Annotated in this window: 16 protein-coding genes and 2 pseudogenes; 2 read left to right on the forward strand and 16 right to left on the reverse strand. The window is 38.1% G+C overall.

Annotation, left to right across the window (positions count from 1 at the left end; genetic code table 11):
• Positions 1 to 247: 247 nt before the first annotated feature.
• From glaH to D1970_RS17735, 4 genes are all read right to left on the reverse strand, one after another.
• Positions 248 to 1,186 carry a glutarate dioxygenase GlaH gene (gene glaH / locus D1970_RS17720; RefSeq protein ID WP_119114201.1) on the reverse strand — a complete coding sequence of 313 codons (939 nt, stop codon included), beginning with the start codon at positions 1,184 to 1,186 and terminating at the stop codon, positions 248 to 250.
• Positions 1,187 to 1,471: 285 nt separating this feature from the next.
• Positions 1,472 to 1,816 (reverse strand): DUF3870 domain-containing protein, encoded by a 345-nt coding sequence (locus D1970_RS17725; protein WP_374978566.1) that lies wholly within the window; start codon positions 1,814 to 1,816, stop codon positions 1,472 to 1,474.
• Between the two features lie 39 nt (positions 1,817 to 1,855).
• Positions 1,856 to 3,070 (reverse strand): L-2-hydroxyglutarate dehydrogenase, encoded by a 1,215-nt coding sequence (gene lhgD, locus D1970_RS17730; RefSeq protein WP_119114202.1) that lies wholly within the window; start codon positions 3,068 to 3,070, stop codon positions 1,856 to 1,858.
• Between the two features lie 14 nt (positions 3,071 to 3,084).
• Complete coding sequence (locus tag D1970_RS17735; protein WP_119114203.1) at positions 3,085 to 3,747, reverse strand: GntR family transcriptional regulator; 663 nt, start codon at positions 3,745 to 3,747, stop codon at positions 3,085 to 3,087.
• Between the two features lie 242 nt (positions 3,748 to 3,989).
• Here D1970_RS17735 and D1970_RS17740 point away from each other — a divergent pair, with 242 nt between their 5' ends.
• On the forward strand, positions 3,990 to 4,631 hold the full coding sequence (locus D1970_RS17740) for a hypothetical protein (protein WP_119114204.1): 642 nt from the start codon (positions 3,990 to 3,992) through the stop codon (positions 4,629 to 4,631).
• Positions 4,632 to 4,709: 78 nt separating this feature from the next.
• Here the strand turns inward: D1970_RS17740 and D1970_RS17745 are convergent, their stop codons facing one another.
• From D1970_RS17745 to D1970_RS17775, 7 genes and pseudogenes are all read right to left on the reverse strand, one after another.
• Positions 4,710 to 5,255, reverse strand: coding sequence for a GNAT family N-acetyltransferase (locus tag D1970_RS17745; protein WP_181213263.1), 546 nt, complete (start codon positions 5,253 to 5,255; stop codon positions 4,710 to 4,712).
• 106 nt (positions 5,256 to 5,361) lie between these two features.
• Complete coding sequence (locus D1970_RS17750; protein WP_119114206.1) at positions 5,362 to 6,057, reverse strand: ABC transporter ATP-binding protein; 696 nt, start codon at positions 6,055 to 6,057, stop codon at positions 5,362 to 5,364.
• On the reverse strand, positions 6,054 to 6,866 hold the full coding sequence (locus tag D1970_RS17755; RefSeq protein WP_119114207.1) for an ABC transporter permease: 813 nt from the start codon (positions 6,864 to 6,866) through the stop codon (positions 6,054 to 6,056). The genes D1970_RS17750 and D1970_RS17755 overlap by 4 nt, the downstream gene beginning before the upstream one ends.
• A 241-nt stretch (positions 6,867 to 7,107) precedes the next feature.
• A pseudogene (locus D1970_RS17760) lies at positions 7,108 to 7,605 on the reverse strand (nitrous oxide reductase accessory protein NosL); the annotation flags it as partial.
• On the reverse strand, positions 7,602 to 8,876 hold the full coding sequence (locus tag D1970_RS17765) for a right-handed parallel beta-helix repeat-containing protein (protein WP_119114209.1): 1,275 nt from the start codon (positions 8,874 to 8,876) through the stop codon (positions 7,602 to 7,604). The pseudogene D1970_RS17760 and the gene D1970_RS17765, both read right to left, overlap by 4 nt.
• A 514-nt stretch (positions 8,877 to 9,390) precedes the next feature.
• A pseudogene (locus D1970_RS17770) lies at positions 9,391 to 9,621 on the reverse strand (serine hydrolase domain-containing protein); the annotation flags it as partial.
• Between the two features lie 429 nt (positions 9,622 to 10,050).
• Complete coding sequence (locus D1970_RS17775; RefSeq protein ID WP_119114210.1) at positions 10,051 to 10,566, reverse strand: DinB family protein; 516 nt, start codon at positions 10,564 to 10,566, stop codon at positions 10,051 to 10,053.
• Positions 10,567 to 11,361: 795 nt separating this feature from the next.
• Here D1970_RS17775 and D1970_RS17780 point away from each other — a divergent pair.
• Positions 11,362 to 11,757, forward strand: coding sequence for a winged helix-turn-helix domain-containing protein (locus tag D1970_RS17780; RefSeq protein WP_119114211.1), 396 nt, complete (start codon positions 11,362 to 11,364; stop codon positions 11,755 to 11,757).
• Between the two features lie 250 nt (positions 11,758 to 12,007).
• Here D1970_RS17780 and D1970_RS23465 read toward each other — a convergent pair whose 3' ends face one another.
• The 5 genes from D1970_RS23465 to D1970_RS17810 form a co-directional block, all read right to left on the reverse strand.
• Positions 12,008 to 12,073 carry a twin-arginine translocation signal domain-containing protein gene (locus D1970_RS23465; RefSeq protein ID WP_119114218.1) on the reverse strand — a complete coding sequence of 22 codons (66 nt, stop codon included), beginning with the start codon at positions 12,071 to 12,073 and terminating at the stop codon, positions 12,008 to 12,010.
• A gap of 405 nt (positions 12,074 to 12,478) precedes the next feature.
• On the reverse strand, positions 12,479 to 14,044 hold the full coding sequence (locus D1970_RS17790) for a hypothetical protein (RefSeq protein WP_119114212.1): 1,566 nt from the start codon (positions 14,042 to 14,044) through the stop codon (positions 12,479 to 12,481).
• Positions 14,041 to 14,226 carry a helix-turn-helix domain-containing protein gene (locus D1970_RS17795; protein WP_119114213.1) on the reverse strand — a complete coding sequence of 62 codons (186 nt, stop codon included), beginning with the start codon at positions 14,224 to 14,226 and terminating at the stop codon, positions 14,041 to 14,043. Before D1970_RS17795 ends, D1970_RS17790 begins: the two co-directional genes overlap by 4 nt.
• Before the next feature lie 1,136 nt (positions 14,227 to 15,362).
• The gene (locus tag D1970_RS17805; RefSeq protein WP_119114214.1) at positions 15,363 to 15,983 is read right to left on the reverse strand and encodes an undecaprenyl-diphosphatase; all 621 of its coding nucleotides are present in this window, start codon (positions 15,981 to 15,983) and stop codon (positions 15,363 to 15,365) included.
• Positions 15,984 to 16,329: 346 nt separating this feature from the next.
• The gene (locus D1970_RS17810) at positions 16,330 to 17,022 is read right to left on the reverse strand and encodes a MeeY/MeeF family manganese export membrane protein (RefSeq protein ID WP_119114215.1); all 693 of its coding nucleotides are present in this window, start codon (positions 17,020 to 17,022) and stop codon (positions 16,330 to 16,332) included.
• Between the last annotated feature and the right edge of the window lie 338 nt (positions 17,023 to 17,360).

Genomic DNA, 17,360 nt, shown 5'->3' on the forward strand with positions numbered 1-17,360 from the left:
GTCGATTTCAATCCCAGGCTGATCGATTTCCACTCGCATTGGTCGATATCCGACCGATGTTGATCGATTTCGAGCCGTCCCTCCCGGCAATGCCCGATATCCTATGCAAGCTGATCGAAATAATTTACATGTTGGTATATACCGGATTTTCGGCTTACAAAACAAAATATCGGCGCCTCTTTTATCTTCTGATCAAAATAAAAATTCCCTTTCACGGCAAAGGCCGCAAAAAGGAATTTAATCGTTATTAGCTGTTGAATCTTCCGCGTTGGCGGAGCAATTCACGATTCAGATTCGGGTCTTTTTCAAAGGCCGCGCGACCATGTAGCCAGAAGATGTTGTTGATCACGACAAGGCTGCCAACCGGAAGTTCCAGTTCGATGACGCTTTCGTCATGTTCCATGGAACTTGACAGGTCGCGAAGGTATTTTGCTTCTTCGATGGATTCAGGATAAACAAACTGATCGATATAGCACATGCCTGGCTTATTGTTGTAATTGAAGAATGTCAACCTGTTGACTTCCTGGTCCACGTTTTTGCTGCTAGGCGCTTTATATGTGAACTTACGGCTGCTTAATGGATGCTGTAAATACTTGTTTAGTTCTTTCCAGTCATCAAGGTGCAAAAGACGTGATTCGCCGCCGCGTGCGTTTTCTTCAACCATTTTCATCATCAGAAGCCAGTCTGTCGGCTCGTCGACGAATGTTCCATCTGTATGGAGTGTAAACAGGCGGTATGCCTGGCGCAGATAAGAATCGCTGGTATCTGTATCTTTTACAGTAAAACGAGCATAATATTTCCCTGACATGGCATCAAAGTTCGGTACCCCGACAAGATGCGAAACAGCTGTCGCGAAAACGACATACTCATCAGTATCTTCCGTCACTCCTTCAAGGCCAAGGGTAAAGCCCCCAGATTCACGGTCATGCACAATGCTTCGAAGAAGATCACCGAACTCTTCGCCTGTCTGATCGAGGAGCAAAGATGCGACAATTTGGCGAGCGTAAGGAGTATATTCAAGATGCTGGACGGAATAGCTTTCCTGCTTTACGCTGTCAAGGAAGTTTGCAATCACTTTTGCAGAGAGTTTGATGTGGTACAGGCGGCTTGTCTGCGGATGAACCGCTACCTCATAGGCTTCTGTTTTCTTCTCGAATCTTGCTTTTTTCACTTCTGTCATACTCATCGTTTTATTCCTCCTGTTAATGTGATTTTGATCGTGTAACAGGAAATATAAAAAGCCAGCTATACAGAGATCCCCCGTCATTAAGGTATCAAGCTGTATAACTGGCTTATATCCACTTCGCTGCTCTAGGCAAGTAGAGGCACAGTGAATATGCAGTTGTCTGTTGTTTATTTTCCCGTTCAATATGTTACAACACTGTTCACGGATTCTGGAATGGCATTTTCCAAAGGGTTAACAAGTTATAATCATTGGATACGTTTATTATATTGTGAAAAAATTAAATTGTCAATCAATTTTCACTTTACTTTTTTCATCCGACTTCATTTGTTTGAAATGAAGGTCCAAATCCTTCAGAGCGGCAATCAGCGCATTGGTTGCTTTGCCGTGGTAATATGTCTGGATCATTTCGATGGCATCGTTGATTCCATCGATGAGACTGGTCCCCTTCAACAGCTGTCCGATAAACTCGCGGCCGTGATTTGTTGCGAGCGTACAGGATGCCTCCAGGATCACGCCGTATTTTATATCAACTTCAGCAGTGATCGTCAATGTTTCAAACACACTTTTTGCTGCCATTCCCTGTGGCAAACGAGCGTGGCCCGCAATAAAAATTGTTTTTCCGTTCATCATGAATCATCGACTCCCTGGATTTTTTTATAAAGCTTTCAATTATACCAGTTCTGCTTCCAGTAAATGCGATTGCTCAGGAATGCGGCTGACAACTTCTTTTCCGATTTCGATTGAAGCGGTCGCAGCCGGCGATGGAGCATTACATACATGGATCGAGCGTTTTCCCATGATGATGTGGAAATCATCCACCATGTTTCCATCATACTTCAATGCCTGAGCGCGAACTCCGGCAGGCGCAGGAATCAAGTCATCTTCGACGATTTCAGGAATCAGTTCCTGAAGGCTCTTCGTGAATTGCTTTTTGCTGAACGAACGGACATATTCATCCATTCCTTCTTTCATAAACTTACCCGCTAGTTTCCAGAAGCCTCCATAGCTCAAAACTTCCGCAAGGTCATTAAGATTAAGGTCCGTTTTTTTATAGCCTTCACGTTTAAAGCTCAATACGGCATTAGGCCCTGCATCAACTTCGCCGCTGATCATTCTTGTAAAATGGACACCAAGAAACGGGAATTTCGGATTTGGTACAGGGTAAATGAGGTTTTTGACAAGATAGCGTTTCTCCGGCTTGAGCTTAAAGTACTCGCCGCGGAAAGGCACAATCTTCATGTCTGTTAAATAGCCTGCTGCCTTGGCGACCCGGTCGCTATGCAAACCTGCGCAATTGATTAGCATCCTTGATTTGAAGGTCCCTTTATTCGTCTCAATCGTCACATAGTCACTTTCTTCTGTGATCTTTTCGGCTTTCGTGTTCAAATGGATCTCCCCGCCGTTCTCCATAATCAGGCTGGCGAACTTTTCACTTACTTGCCTATAGTTGACAATTCCTGCCTGCGGCACACGGATGGCTCCAAGCCCGTTCACATGAGGCTCGATTTCCCTCAGTTCGTCCACCCCGATTTGTTCTATGCCTAGGGTATTTTGCAGCCCTCGCTGATACAAATTGTCCAGAAGCGACAATTCTTCTTGTTTCGTGGCGACAATCACTTTTCCGCAAATATCATGGTCAATTCCATGAATTTGGCAAAACTCGGTCATCGACTTGCTGCCTTGTCGTGCAAAGCGGGCCTTGAAACTCCCTGGCTTATAATAAATACCTGAATGGATGACACCGCTGTTATGACCCGTCTGGTGTTCTGCCACCCTGGATTCTTTCTCAAAGACTACAACCTTAGCATTAGGATAACGCTGATAAATTGCCATACCTGTTGAAAGGCCGACAATTCCTCCTCCGACGATTGCAAAATCAAACATATATAGATTCCCCCTTATTGATCTTTGTTCAATTCGTTCATATAATAAATCAGATTATTTTTTGTCCGCAGAAGATGGTATTCAAGAGCAGAGCGCACTTCGGAAGGATCCCCACGCAGCACCGCCTCATAAATCATCCGATGTTCCTGCTGTGTTTCGCGGTAATAATGCACGAGCAGGCTCGGCGCGATCGGGGAAATGCCCAGCATCTCAACCATTTTCAATACACGCGGCCACGGACAGCCCTTCAGAAGTGTTGTGTGAAAGGATGAATTGAGCCCTATATACTCTTCGTTTGTATCATCGGAAATCTCGAGCTCCTCCATCTTCACCAGTACTTCCTTCATTCGGCTTTTATCTTGTTCAGTTAAAAAAGGCAACGATTTTTCTGCTGCAAGACCTTCAAGGACCATACGAGTATGATAGATTTCTTCGATATCGTTCGTCGTAATCGGCGTGACAAATGCCCCTTTGTGCGGAACAAGGGTAACAAGCCCCTCCATTTGCAGCTGTGTCAGCGCTTCACGAATCGGCATCCGGCTTACATTCAGCCGTTCAGCCCATTCTTCCTGCCCAAGACGGTCCCCTTTCTTTAGTGTTCCGCTCAATATCGCCTTTCGTAAACTTTTCGTCACATGCTGAACAATCGAAAATTTCTCCTTTGCGGAAATATCCAATCTATCACCCTCTCTCCTCCGATTGTATCCAATATGTATACTATAACAGCTTGAAATAGTGTTTTTCAATCAAAACATTTAGAAAAGTACGATAATTGTATCCAATATAAATATGAATGCATACAATACTAGCCATCTGCAGGTACATTACAGCTTTTTTATAAAACATGGGAAATATCCTTCTTCCATGACGGGTTGGCATTGATGTATAATTTAGGAGTAAATGGAAAGGAGTGGCCAAGATGTATCTCAACCTATTCTATGGTTTCATATTCTTAACAGGTGTTTTTTTTCTTCTCGAGTATCGCTACAATATTGGCAAGGCAGCTAAATTAAGCAAAAATGCAAGATATCCCGCCTCCCCTGATGAGTTTTCCGGCATCCTGATCCCAAATGAATGGAAGGAAATGCAGCCCCTTTCGATTCATTCCAAGTCATTTCTAAAAGTGAAATGGGGAACAGTTGCCGCACTTCTGTTCTCAGTCCTGCTTCTTGTCATCTCCCTCACGTCCGATCAATTTGACAACGCGTTCCTTTCAGTTGCATATTTGTTTTTCGTGATTGTCGAATCTATCCAGCATCCCGGTAACCTGTACATAGTCGACAAAGGGATTATATTGAATGGCCGCTATGTTCCCGCATACCAGATCACCTCTTACCGAACTGAAAAAATTGTCCGCTGGCACACCTATTACGGACTAGATGCCCGAGTTGACAATGGTTTTATTCTGAAATTCTCTGTAAAAAGATCATGGTTTAAGAATAATTTTGTGGTCATCGAAAGTCTTAGTCAGCTGGAAGCAATCACAGCCATGCTTGATGAATATGGCATTACAGGCGTACACAAGGAAGAACAGCAAAAAACAGCTCCGGCCAACGGATAAAAATATCCAGACTGCCAACTTTATAGTTGGATACAAATAAGCAGGAATCCAGTTAAGCGGATTCCTGCTTATTTGTGTCTATAGAAACTTATCTTTTTGCCTTTCCCACTGCTCTGATTTTATGGAGTAGACAAACTCATGGCTGTCATGTCCCTTGAAGAAATCAGCATTTTTGATATAGTTTATTTGATCGAACCCTAACCCTTTAACTAAGCTCACTGACTTACTGTTTCTCGTATCTATATAGGCGTCAAATTCCTTCACATCATATTCTGAAATTATTGAATCCATCATCAGTGAAACGGCTTGTTTGGCAAATCCTTTTCCCCAATGCATCGGAGATAAAATATAGGCAATTGTCGCTTTCCTTGTATCCTTGCTAATTGTGGCCTGAGTTGTACCGATATATTGATTTAATTCTGTACTATAAATGGCATAGTTCAGCCAAACCTCTGGGATATGCTCTGGAGCACCCTTTGCCAGGCGGCTAAACTTTTGCATCAACACTTCCAAGCTTTCCGGAGGACCTTCAGGGATGAAAGTATATATTTTATCATCTTTCAATACGCCATACAAACTGCTAGCATGTGAATCTTTTAATGCTTCTAATTTAATATGATCCAATATCGCACGTCCTTTTTACTAAACTATACCAAATCATATTTAATTTTCCAATATCTCTATTACTTTATCACATATAATAAAAGCATCAGCATGTAACCGATGCTTTTCATTGTCGATGGAGTTTCATTAGTTTCATTGCCGTCTCTTCTGATTTGTCTTCATTATTGATTGTCTGAATGATTTTCCCTTGTTTCATAAAGAGAATGACATCACCTGTCTCAGCTGCTACATCCATCATATGAGTAGAAAAGACGATGATCGTACCTCTTTCTTTTATTCTCTTAAGCATTTCAACGAACTTGTTTACCCAGTAGGGGTCTAACCCGTTTGTTGGCTCATCGAGCAATAAAACATTAGGTTCGGCTAAAATTGATTGGCCGAATAATAGCCGCTGCCTCATTCCCTTAGACAGGCTTTTTACTAGTTCGCTTTTTTTGTCAGTAAGCCCAAGCAAATCCAGTACATCGTTCACTCTATCTTTGCTCACTTTCCGGAAAGAAGCATAAAAGTCCAGGAATTCTACCACCGTCATCATTTCCTGGGCATGAAAATCATCGGGCATGAACCCAATCTCTCTTATATAATTTTTACGGTCAGAGCTCATATTTTTCCCATAAATAGCAGATGTACCGCTTGATGGCGGAAGGATACCGCTAAGTATTTGCAGCAAGGTGCTTTTTCCTGCGCCATTCCCGCCGCATAAAACAACACAAGTTCCCTGCTCTGCTTCAAAAGAAGATGGATATAAAGCTGTTTTTTTCTTATAAATTTTCGAGACATTATCCACTTTTAAGCTATTCACCGTCTCTTCCTCCTCTCGAGCAGAAGCACCGAGCACAACACTGTTATTGTTAAGTATCCGATGCCATAAAGGATATATACATAGATTGCAGAAGGAGCTTTTAAGGAAGTCACTAGTGAATCGTAGGATTGCCCAAAAACTGCCCCGCCATCCAGGGATACGACCAGACTCACACGAAGGAATTCAGCAGGATTGGAAAATATAGCAATCTTCATTAGTGGGGCAATCCATGTATATGGCACGTTGCCTAGAACACCAATTAACGCGGTCGGCCAAATCATGATAAGGAAAAACCAGATAATGACTGATATAGATAGCGCCTGCCACCTTGTTGATACAAAACACCCTACTGTTATACCAAGAATGAGAAAGAAAAAAATGAGACTGATAGAGAAAAAGTAAATAGACAAAAGCCATTCACCGGAAAACCCATTTCCACTTATCAAACCTATTGCCAAACTAATTCCATAACTAAAAGTGAACACAATCGCTTGAGCAGTAAATTGACCGCCTATTTTCCCTGCTATATATGAAATAGTAGATAGCGGATATGTACTGAGGAGCCGCCATTGACCACTTTCCATTTCATTAGCAATTGAAAAGGAACCGATAATCAGCATGAAAAGCGGAATGATATACAGGGCGACATTCACTATCGTTCCGGTCATATTGGTATATCCAGTCAGGGAAGGAGCACTGCTCTGGAGTAAAAACAGGAGCGATAATACAACCACCCATAACACTAAAAAAGAATAATACGATCGTTGCCGCACTGTCATGCGCAGTTCAGAGCGCCAAATATTCCACATCTGCATTCCTCATTTCTGGTTTCGGCATTTTCCCGGCTAAAAAAGAAAAGGGCCGTCCCGTTAACAGTGACGGCCCGCTTTTTTAATGAGAATCTTCTTTACTATGTTCTTCTTTCATTTCGTCGGAATCTTTATCATGATCTTCTTTCATATCACCGGAATCTTTACTATCTGTCATTTCATCCGAATCCTTACTATCCTTCATTTCGCCTGAACCTTCACTATCTTTCATTCCATCTGAATGGGAATGGTGTTTCATTTTATTCTTCATCATCATATCTTTGTTTCGTTCCCAGCTGTGATCAGCCAGTTCCTTTTCAGTCATGATTGTGCTTCCTTCATTTTTTCCAGCAAATTTTTTCGCCTTAGCTTCATCTTTAAACGAGACGACGTTATATGCCATCGGAGTTTTCACAGATTTATTGTATACATATGTTGCATCTCCTGCTTCAACCCACCCTTTGTCATGGTGATCACGTACAAATTCAGCAGCGATTTTCTTGTCTTTGTTTTTATCAAGATAAGCGTACATGCAGCCGATATCATCAAATACCATTGATTTTCCATCTTCCAAAACAATTTGGGTTGCATCCGGACCGTCAGCGACTGCCATATTACATACCTCACATTTGTCCGTTGCTTCGTCAATCGCAGCTGGTTTCACTTCATCCTTGCCGCATGCTGCAAGAATCAACATTATTCCTGTTAATACAATTATACTAAAGTACTTTTTCTTCATCTTCTTTTCCTCCCCAAAATGAATAAACTAAGACTAGTTAAAACCATCACAGAACTCATGATCCATAAAGTAATACTTGATGATTTTTCTTTTTCGGCTTTCATTGTCATGTCCATAAGAGGTGCTGAATCTATTAACAATTTATCAGTCGGGCTTTTTAACATATTCTGTAACAGGATCAGTCCTGGTGATTGAAAAAATAATTGGTATTCCGGGACATCCGCTGTCAGTGTGAGAAAATACGGATCAGCAGTAAATGCTATTTCACTAATACCGTTCCCATTCGCATCCACTTTGCTTGATGCATCCCAAAAGTTCCCATCCATTCTATTATCTGAGCTTTCAATGGCCTGCGCATCGTTGACATTGCCAATAAAATTATTCTCGGCAGCGCTGTTGCCATTCGCTTTTTTAAATTGGACTCCAATGAAGTTGTCCATTATTTTATTCGACTCTACTTTATTTTCTTCAGCTTCCTCAATAAAAATCCCTACTCGATTGGAAATGAACTCATTTCCCCTCACGTCCGTGTCAAAAGCTTTATAAAGCAGCAATCCCTGTGCATTAACATTTTTGTTATTGTAAGAGAATTTATTATTCTTTATGACCGTTCCTGTCGCTTCCATCACCATGCTACCTGTTGAGTTATTGCTAGAAACATTTTCATAAAGCAAATTATCATCTGAGAACATAAGATGAATACCATAGCGTGAGTTTTGGATATGATTTTCCCTGAGAGTATTTCCATTGCTCCGCTCTAAATAAAGACCATCAGACACATTGGAAACCACAACATTTTCTATTGAATTTTGTTTAGACTGCCATAAATCAATCCCATTTCCCTTTTTACTGCCATTAATCCAAGTATCTCTGATTATTACCTCAGCCGCGTTATCAAGCCTGACGCCGAACCGCTTCGTCTTTATGCTGAGTCCCTCCAGAATATGGTTGGAACCGCTCACATATATTCCTGAGCTTTCCCCTTCATCTCCGCAATATTCCACGTGGATATTCCTTAGCGTGACCCCTTTACCATTCAGGCTCACGGTCGGTTCCGAACCGCAGGAACGAAGGAGAACATTGCCCTTCCCTTCGAGGACAATTGGCTTAGAGATCTTGATCGTTTCTTCATACACCCCCTGCTCTATTTCTATTACTGCCCCCTTTGGCGCTTTATCGATTTTGCTCTGCAAAGAACCTGCTGCTCCGGCTGCAGCGGGCATGCCAAGCCACAACGCGAGGATAATAATTATGTAATTTGTCATTTTCATAGCCATGGCATCCTCGCTCCCATACATGATCACTTTGTCATTTTAACCAATAAATGTGAAATTTGTTTGAAATAATGAAAATAAATTTCATAAATGTGATATTGGTTGTTGTGTTGGCTCTCGAAATTACTCTTTGCTGATTTTTATACCTATATAACTTACACATCAAAAGGATTTATACTAGCTTTTCGGAGTCACGAAGTACTTTCATACGATTAGCTAGGAGTTTTATTGAAATGAAAAGACCCACAACATAGCTAAACCATTTTTGTTAAGGGTATCCACAAGTAAAAAAGTAATCTTAATAACAGAAATGAAAACAATAAAAAAACGGTGAAATTCATCTACGAGTTCAACCGTTTTAATGCATTATTTATTTTGATTTGTAATAACTTCTATTATTTGATAATCCGGCTACCAATGATCTGAAATTAGCCCCATTCCTGCAAGTATAACTTCGTCACTATCTACTACAAATACCGTTTCATTATTTTGTTGTCCCAGTAATGGTAATTTAAGATGTAAGAGATTTATATACTTCTCCAATCATACCCTTCAATTGATGGACACCTAAATCAGCGTTTGTCATGATGACCGCTCCAGTTTCTAAATAAGGATACGCTACCATCATACATTGAATGCCTAGGCCCCAACCTAATGATGAAATTTCAAGCTCTTGTCCAGTTCCATCTAGAAAAACTCCTAGCCCAGCCCATTCTTTACAGCCTTGTAAGCTAATCAGGTTTGAAGTTATCGTTCCCTTTCCCCCGTCTACACCGTACATGAGACTTTCACCTCATACTGCGTTCCAACTAATCCATTTCTATTTAATCATCAACACTTCTGAAATCGAGACATCTTCCGTGTCTCATTTCTTCCGTTTCAATAAGTCGGTGCCTCCCGTGGGAGGTAAACCTCTTTTAGTCTTACGAGAACCTTATTAACCGATAAGATTTGCCTTGCATGATTAAATGATTCTTCATTAGTCTAGTGGCTATCCCTCCATGTTGATTAGACACTTCATTGGTACTGTTCCACCACTTTCACTGATATAAAGATAAGTTATACAACAGCTACTCTCACTACTGCTTTCCTTATCAACGTTTTTTTGGGAGTTGCCCTCCATATGCTAATTACCCTTTACTTAAACAAGAATCCGTTTATAACCATAAGTTTAGTGTCTCGCATCTAAAAGTAATTTTATCTCTTTTATTTGTTCTATGTGTCGCTGTTCATGCAAATATATCTGTTCAATCCATTGATCAAGAGGTAATTCGCCAAAAGCAGGATGCTTCACTGATTTTTCCGCCAATATGGATTTATCTTCTATAGTACAAAGAAAAGTCATCAATTTATTTCTTGAATCGTTTAACAAATCAATTATTTGCTGAACTTCAAATGGTCCTACATCTGGTTCAACGATTTTTGGAGCTTTAATCTTTTTCGTTCTATCCGATAATATAAGGTGAACTTTTTTACGTTCTTTTTGAGTACTATCAATCTCTTTTAATCCCCATGCAATAGCCTTTATAGATGCCTCTTCCACTAAAACTAAGTGATGGCAAACTTGTGCTATACTCCACTTATTCATATCAGGCTTACTATTAAATTGAACATCACTTAATAAAGTAATCTCCTTTACCAGGTTATTTCTCGTTTCATACAGATTGTCATTTACTAATTTATTCATAAGATTTCCCCTTCACCAGAAAGTGCGTGCTTAGATTCCTATTCTGTATATATTCTCTACGATGAAAAGTATTCTCCTGAGCTTTCCTTCCTATTATAAGTTTAGCAGCTTATTGATCTTCTTCATTTAAATTTATCCGATCTCAAGTTGAAGTAGAAAGAAAAGTACTGCCAACGGTTCGTGCCATTCCTTAGCCAATTCTTGAACATCTAACCATTTTTTAATTCCCTCAACATCTTTTGCTTATGAAAATAATTCTGATGGATTCCAGTCTTGAATGTCTTTTAACTGGATTATCTTTTAATTAGTGGGTCTTTTATAGTTATTTAGTGTTATTTATTAATGAGTTAAATGGAAAAATCCGAAGGGAATTAGGAGGAGTAGTGATGAAAGCTATCGTTTATAACAAATATGGTCCACTTTCATCGATAAAGCTTTAAATAATTCATTGATGGTATTTTATCTTCCCCTCAGTTTAAGTCAGAAGTTCACTCATTAGGAGATTATGATACCTCTCAGACAGGAAAAATAATTTATGAAACATTTAAAAGGAAGGCTACTCTGCCTTCATTTTATCTCTAAACTACTATCTTTATTAAAGGCCTTGAAAATCTTGGCATATAACGTTATACCTGACTGAGTATATGGTTCCATTTCACATCGAAAAGTCTTCTTTAAATAACACCCAAAATTCAAAAAAGAAAAATGAAGATGAAATATTTGTGAACTTTATAAATTGTCATAGATATACGACTTAATTAATGGGTTAATATTATAATGAGAGGAGGGGATTAGTTGTCGCATAAAAATTCTCTTAATGTGAAATCAAAGATTTGGATTGAACTCAAGGATGAGGTGGTATTTGGCTTGGGACGGATACGACTGTTTGAGGAAATCGAAAAAACAGGATCGATGAGTCAGGCAGCAGCATCCCTAGAAATGTCCTACCGTGCCGCTTGGGGAAAGGTAACAGCAACAGAGGAACGATTGCAGCTGCAGCTGGTTAAAAGGCAGCAAGGAAATCGGAAAAAAGGCACCATTTTAACACCGGTTGGAAAAGAATTACTACATCAATACTCCATTTTTCAAAAAGAAGCACAAAATTCAGTGGACGAACTATTTGAAAAACATCTCGGAGAACTGTTAATCCACCTTAATCAACATAATGACAGTGAAAGATGCATAGATTAAACCAGCTGTCATCCATGATGTTCGGTTCATTCTTATGGATAAAGTCATTCGATTCGGGAATATATCGATAATCTTTTTTATACTTTTCAATTTGATTCACAACATCACATATTCCATCTGCAATATACAGCACTTCTTCTTCGGTATCGTAGGATGAAGAGAAACACGAATCCACCCTGGCTTTACAAATAAATTCCCTCTATCAATCTCCTTTGTAATCGATCGGGATTGTGTTTTTTTCTTTTTCTGCTTAGTATGACGCTGCAACTGATGCTGCCGTATACTTCATAAACGAACGCCTGGATAGTTTTGGCATGTTATCCCTCTCCTCCTACCTTCTGAAATCTTGATCTGAACTTACTAGACTTTTGATTAGCTTCACTCATCCTCCCCCAAGGATCTTCAACCTCTTAATCAATACTTTCAGAGTTTTTGTTATTATGTCTCTTTTGGCATATGTAATACAAATATAAAACTCCAACTACGTTAGGCACAATCGCCAAATATATCTTTTTTGACATATAAAACCCAAAAATAATAACAAAGTGTTATGAGTTCATAACAACTATGTCAAATCTGACATATAAGATTCAAAGAAATACATTTTAACTAACATCATAATACTTAGAACTATTTACTTGAAGAGGTAGTGATTGTGAACGTTTGTTGTAATTTTCTACCAATATCAACAACCTATTAATGTGATATAGGTGGTATTCATTTACTCTGTCAGCCATCTATAGATTTCTTCTGTGATTTTTTCCATATTGCTTTGGCCGTTTAAATAATACAGCGGCGTATCTGTTTTGCTTAATTCCTTGATTATTTTTTTATAAAATGCATGGGAAAAAACTTTTGTATTGATAAAGACGGCATCGACCCGTTGGATCTTTGAAATATCCCGATTTACTTCAGTTACATCAACAAACTCAATATTGGGAAACAACGTCTTTAATTTCTGCTGCCAAATCGGGGCGCCACCAAAGATAAGGAGCCGCTTAGACTGGATATATTCTGTCATGGTTTTCATCGATGGAGCACTTTTGAAATGACTGTCATTCTGCTCTTCCAAATGGATATAATTACGAAGGGCATGGACCTCATCTGAATAGTCTTCCATATTCGTGATTTGCTGTTCTAATTGCCGTATTTTGGAGTGAGCCTCTCGGAGATTCTTAGATAAACCTTCGATTTCTCTTTCTTTTTGTTCATTGGAAAAATGCCATTCCCTCTGCCTTTGAATCAGCATGGCTTCTTGTTCATGGATCCGAGATTCTTTCAATTTCATTGCGAGATAATAATCCTGCTTGGATTGATCTAAATATAATTGTTTCGTTTGCTCATAATGAGAGCTCATACATTTCATATACAAGCAAGTAATAAAAAATAATGCTTGTTCCTCGTTTGTAATGTGATTATATTTTTTGGCATACAACAATTCTAAAAAAATGTTATCGAGATCCGTTTTTGTCAGCGGCACCTGTTCAGTTGCATCCAACTCATGAATTTTTAGGGTTTTTAACCAGCCGCCAATTGCTCCAATATATTTCGCTGGAGAGTCTTGAAACACCTGTTCCTCTGCCTTTTTCGTTGGACACCCTGGGGTCGTTTCATATATTTTTCTTATGCTACTGCTAATTAAGTACTCTAATAAAAATCCTAACGAATCAAAACGTTGATTTTTTGGAATGTTAAATTCCTTATAAAGTTCATCAATTTCCTTTGTATGTTGGTCGCGCACCTTTTTCGAAAACAGGGAGTTTTGTACTTCAGTTTCATTGATAGATGTATTTAATACTTCTAGAAATGATTTCCAAGCAACATTCGTTTGATTAAAAGGTTTGTTCTCGCGTACACAAAGATACCAAAGGACAATATTTTGATAGATTAACTCAATCTCCTTCACGATATTTTTCTTCTGTCTTTTAGCAAAGCTTCGCATAAAGTGTTCAAAATCTATGTTTATATGCTGCTGCATATATTGATAAACATATTTGTATCCTTTTTTAATCAGTTGATCCACCTGGGCAAACTGCTTGCTTTGATAACTCCATGCAACGATACCCGCCACTTGCCTGATTTTTTCCTCGCTTTTCGTCGTGTACATGGAAAAAAGGGGTTTATTTTTCCATTCACATTTCTGAAACGCTTCATAATAGTCCCACTCATCTTTGCTATATAATTCATCAATAAGGGGGTGTATAAAGGTATTACATCCCAAAGCAATGCACAAAAACTGGTGTACTTTTGCAGTTTCCAATTTTTGAATTTCTATAAGATTAGTCATACATCTATTCTCCTTGATGCACTAGACGAGATAATCCGCCTAACTTCGGACCGCTCAATCCTAAACCTGTTCCCTATTTTAAACGCACGCAGTTCCCCTCTTTTAATCATCTCGTAAACTGTATTTTTCGAGATATTAAATAGACTTGCCACTTCATCTGGAGTATAGACCCTTCCCTCCATATTTACCCACCTTTAGATTTTTTATTTATACTTTATAAGTTTGTATTTTCAGTTGGCTATGCTTTTTATCACCCAGTAGTTAAGTTTCATAAAGTGGATAGTTTAGTGTTGACAATCCAAATTGACAAGGGAACTACAAGACTACATCCACTGGTTTAATCACATATGAATTCATGGACCACTTGGGTATGTAAGACCGGTTGAGTATAAACTTAAGCACCTTAAGAAAATTGTCTAGTTTAGTGTTGACAATCCAGGTTCAATCCGAAAAGTAGTACCATCCATATTCCATTCAAAACCGTTTTTTACTACTTTGAAATGAATACCTCTAAGCGCCTTTTCAAGTTTGGAAGGGTCTACAGGCGAAAAACATGTTATTTTAAACATGGCAATATCGGCCCTTCCTTAATACAATACTCTCTCTTATGGTTGTTCATTAGTTCAGCCCACTTTCTTAAAGTTTTTTAAATGCCCCTAAAATCCTTTTATTATTATTCATTCACCTCCCTGAAAACGAAAAAAAGAGCCCTCAGGAACAGTCTAATTTGCATAAAAAATATGCTTATCGACTGAACCCAAAGGCTCTTTGCTTCATAGAATAACAGCTAACAGCTAGATAAAACAAAAAAGAAAAAAGTTTACATCTAAACTTTAACATTCTATGATTCTCTTTTACAAGTATTAAAATAATAAATTAACTCTCTCTATAAATGTTTGAGGATCATCAGAAACAAAGCAGAGCTGTTTTGCTTCATCAGCTGATATGAAGAGTTTTTTTCGGTATTCTTAAATAACCATTCATTAAACAGGGATCAAACACTAAAGAATAATCAATTGTTAAGCCCTTAGAAGAAAAAAGGCGCTCATAGGCACCCGTAGTTCATCAATTATTTATTAGTTTAATTGTTTGATTGAGATAGTAAGAAAAGGACGAGGGTTTTCTTTGTTTTTTAGGGCTTATGTGTTGCTTTGAAATAAAGTTTGATCAAAAAAATCCCACAAACCAGCATTTTACAATAAATAAAAAGAATCCATTTTGAAAAAAGATTGATCAAAATGGATTCTTTTCTAGTAGATTTAAGATTTGTTTTTATAAAAAAGATTGATCATATAACAATTGATTTAGATTTATAACGTTAATAGTTTTTGGTTTTGGTTTTGCTTCCTTTTGACTTTTTAAATGGTTGAAAGAGTGCCTCCTCACATTTTTCATAAATCATTAGAATTTTTTTAGTAACACTTAATTTTGGAACTGTGAAATATATGAAGGTTGCAGTTGCAAAACTTATTAGTATTCCTGCTATAACATCAAAAGGATAATGAACACCTACCCATATACGGGAGATGCCAACTAGAAAAGCTAACATGATCCATAATATTGACCAACCTCTTTTAAAAAGCCAAAAAGAAATACAATATGAGAAGAATAAGATTGTATGGTCACTTGGAAAGGAATTATCTTTTTCTTTATCTATCAGCTTATTAACACCCGATAATTCTGCAAATGGTTGATAATTTGAATGAAATTGACCTGATATTTTACCAATAGTAAATGCACAAATAAACGTGATTGTTGCACATAGAATCATTATCCTATTGTTTTTGTCCCGTGTAAACCAGATAATAACAACACCTAGTGCAAGTATTAAAACCATATATTCAGCAATAAAACTGAAAACAGGATTTAAATATGTATACTCTTTTCCTAAATCATTAACCAATCTAAATAATGAAATATTAACTTCAGAAAGTTCCAAACCTAGCCACCATCCTATCTCTTTTTTCTATATTTTAAAAGAGAGCTAGGGTGATCTGCCATCGATCCAAATTACATTTCAAGACTTTATATTACAATTTTGTAAGATTGGTGTTAGTTCCTATTCAATATCTACATATAAACTGTTCATCTTTTTATAAATGGTTTAACTTTTTTCAAAAAGGTGTAACTTTATTACAAACAGTTAATCTTTGTTTTAAAGATACATCTGCTATATGATTGCTTGCACCTATAAATGGAACCCAGTAAAAGTTTTTTCTGGTCTTTTGTCATTCGTTTTAGCGGAACCATAAAAAAGACACTCCTGCACTTCCCTTTTAAAAATATTACATCGTTGTTTCATCTCCAGAATTTTTCCTGAATAAGTGGACAATGAAGGTTCCCATGAATACGGCGATTATTATACTAAATAATACGACTTCATCCATACGGAAACCAAATGCAGAGATGATCATTTTTATTCCAACAACACCAATCAAAAGAAACGCAGTTATTTCAAATTCAGGAACTTTTTCAATCAATGTTATGAATAATTGAGCGACCCCGCGTATCATTAAGATCCCCAGCACTCCTCCCAGGAATAAAACCCAAACTTGATTAGAAACGCCAAATGCCGCAATCACACTGTCAAAGCTGAAAGCAATATCCATTAGTTCAACGGTTAAAACCGTTCTCCAAAATCCCATTTTCTTATTTTGAACGTCATCTTCCTCTTCATTTTTCTTAACAAAATTTTGAAAAACTATCCAAAGAAGATAGTGACCGCAGACAATTTTGATCCAAGGAAAGTTGATTAAGGAAACACCTAATCCAATTGCCACAACACGGAAAAAATAAGCACCAAATATCCCATAGAATAGGGCTTTCTTACGTTGATCCTTTGGCAGGTGCTTTACCATATCCCCTAGAACGAGGGCATTATCAGCAGATAATAATCCTTCAAAAATAATTAGGGTAGACCTCCACCCCTTGGATAGGCATGACGAAGGAATGAAAGGGCAAATGACCCGTTGAGACATGGGAGGGAAAGCCTCCAGGGGCGGCGTGGAGAATGTACATCATATGGTAAAATGTGGAGTTTTATTTCACTCCTCTATTTCTTTATGAGTTCACGAAGCCATTATGATCTGAACTCATTTCATTTCAGCGTTATGTAGCTTTGAAACAAAGTTTGATCAAATTAAAACAAGAAACCTTGATAAATGAATAAATAGAAAGGGCATGTTTTGAAAAAAAATTAATCAAAACATGCCCTTATACTATGTAATTGGATCAAACTTTTATAAAAAAGCTTGATCATTTTTGTGAACCTTAATCAACTAGCGCACCCGTTCGTAATATAAGATCAGCCAGATAT

It is taken from the genome of Mesobacillus zeae, from assembly GCF_003570705.1.
In the GTDB taxonomy this organism is placed as follows: domain Bacteria; phylum Bacillota; class Bacilli; order Bacillales; family Cytobacillaceae; genus Mesobacillus_C; species Mesobacillus_C zeae.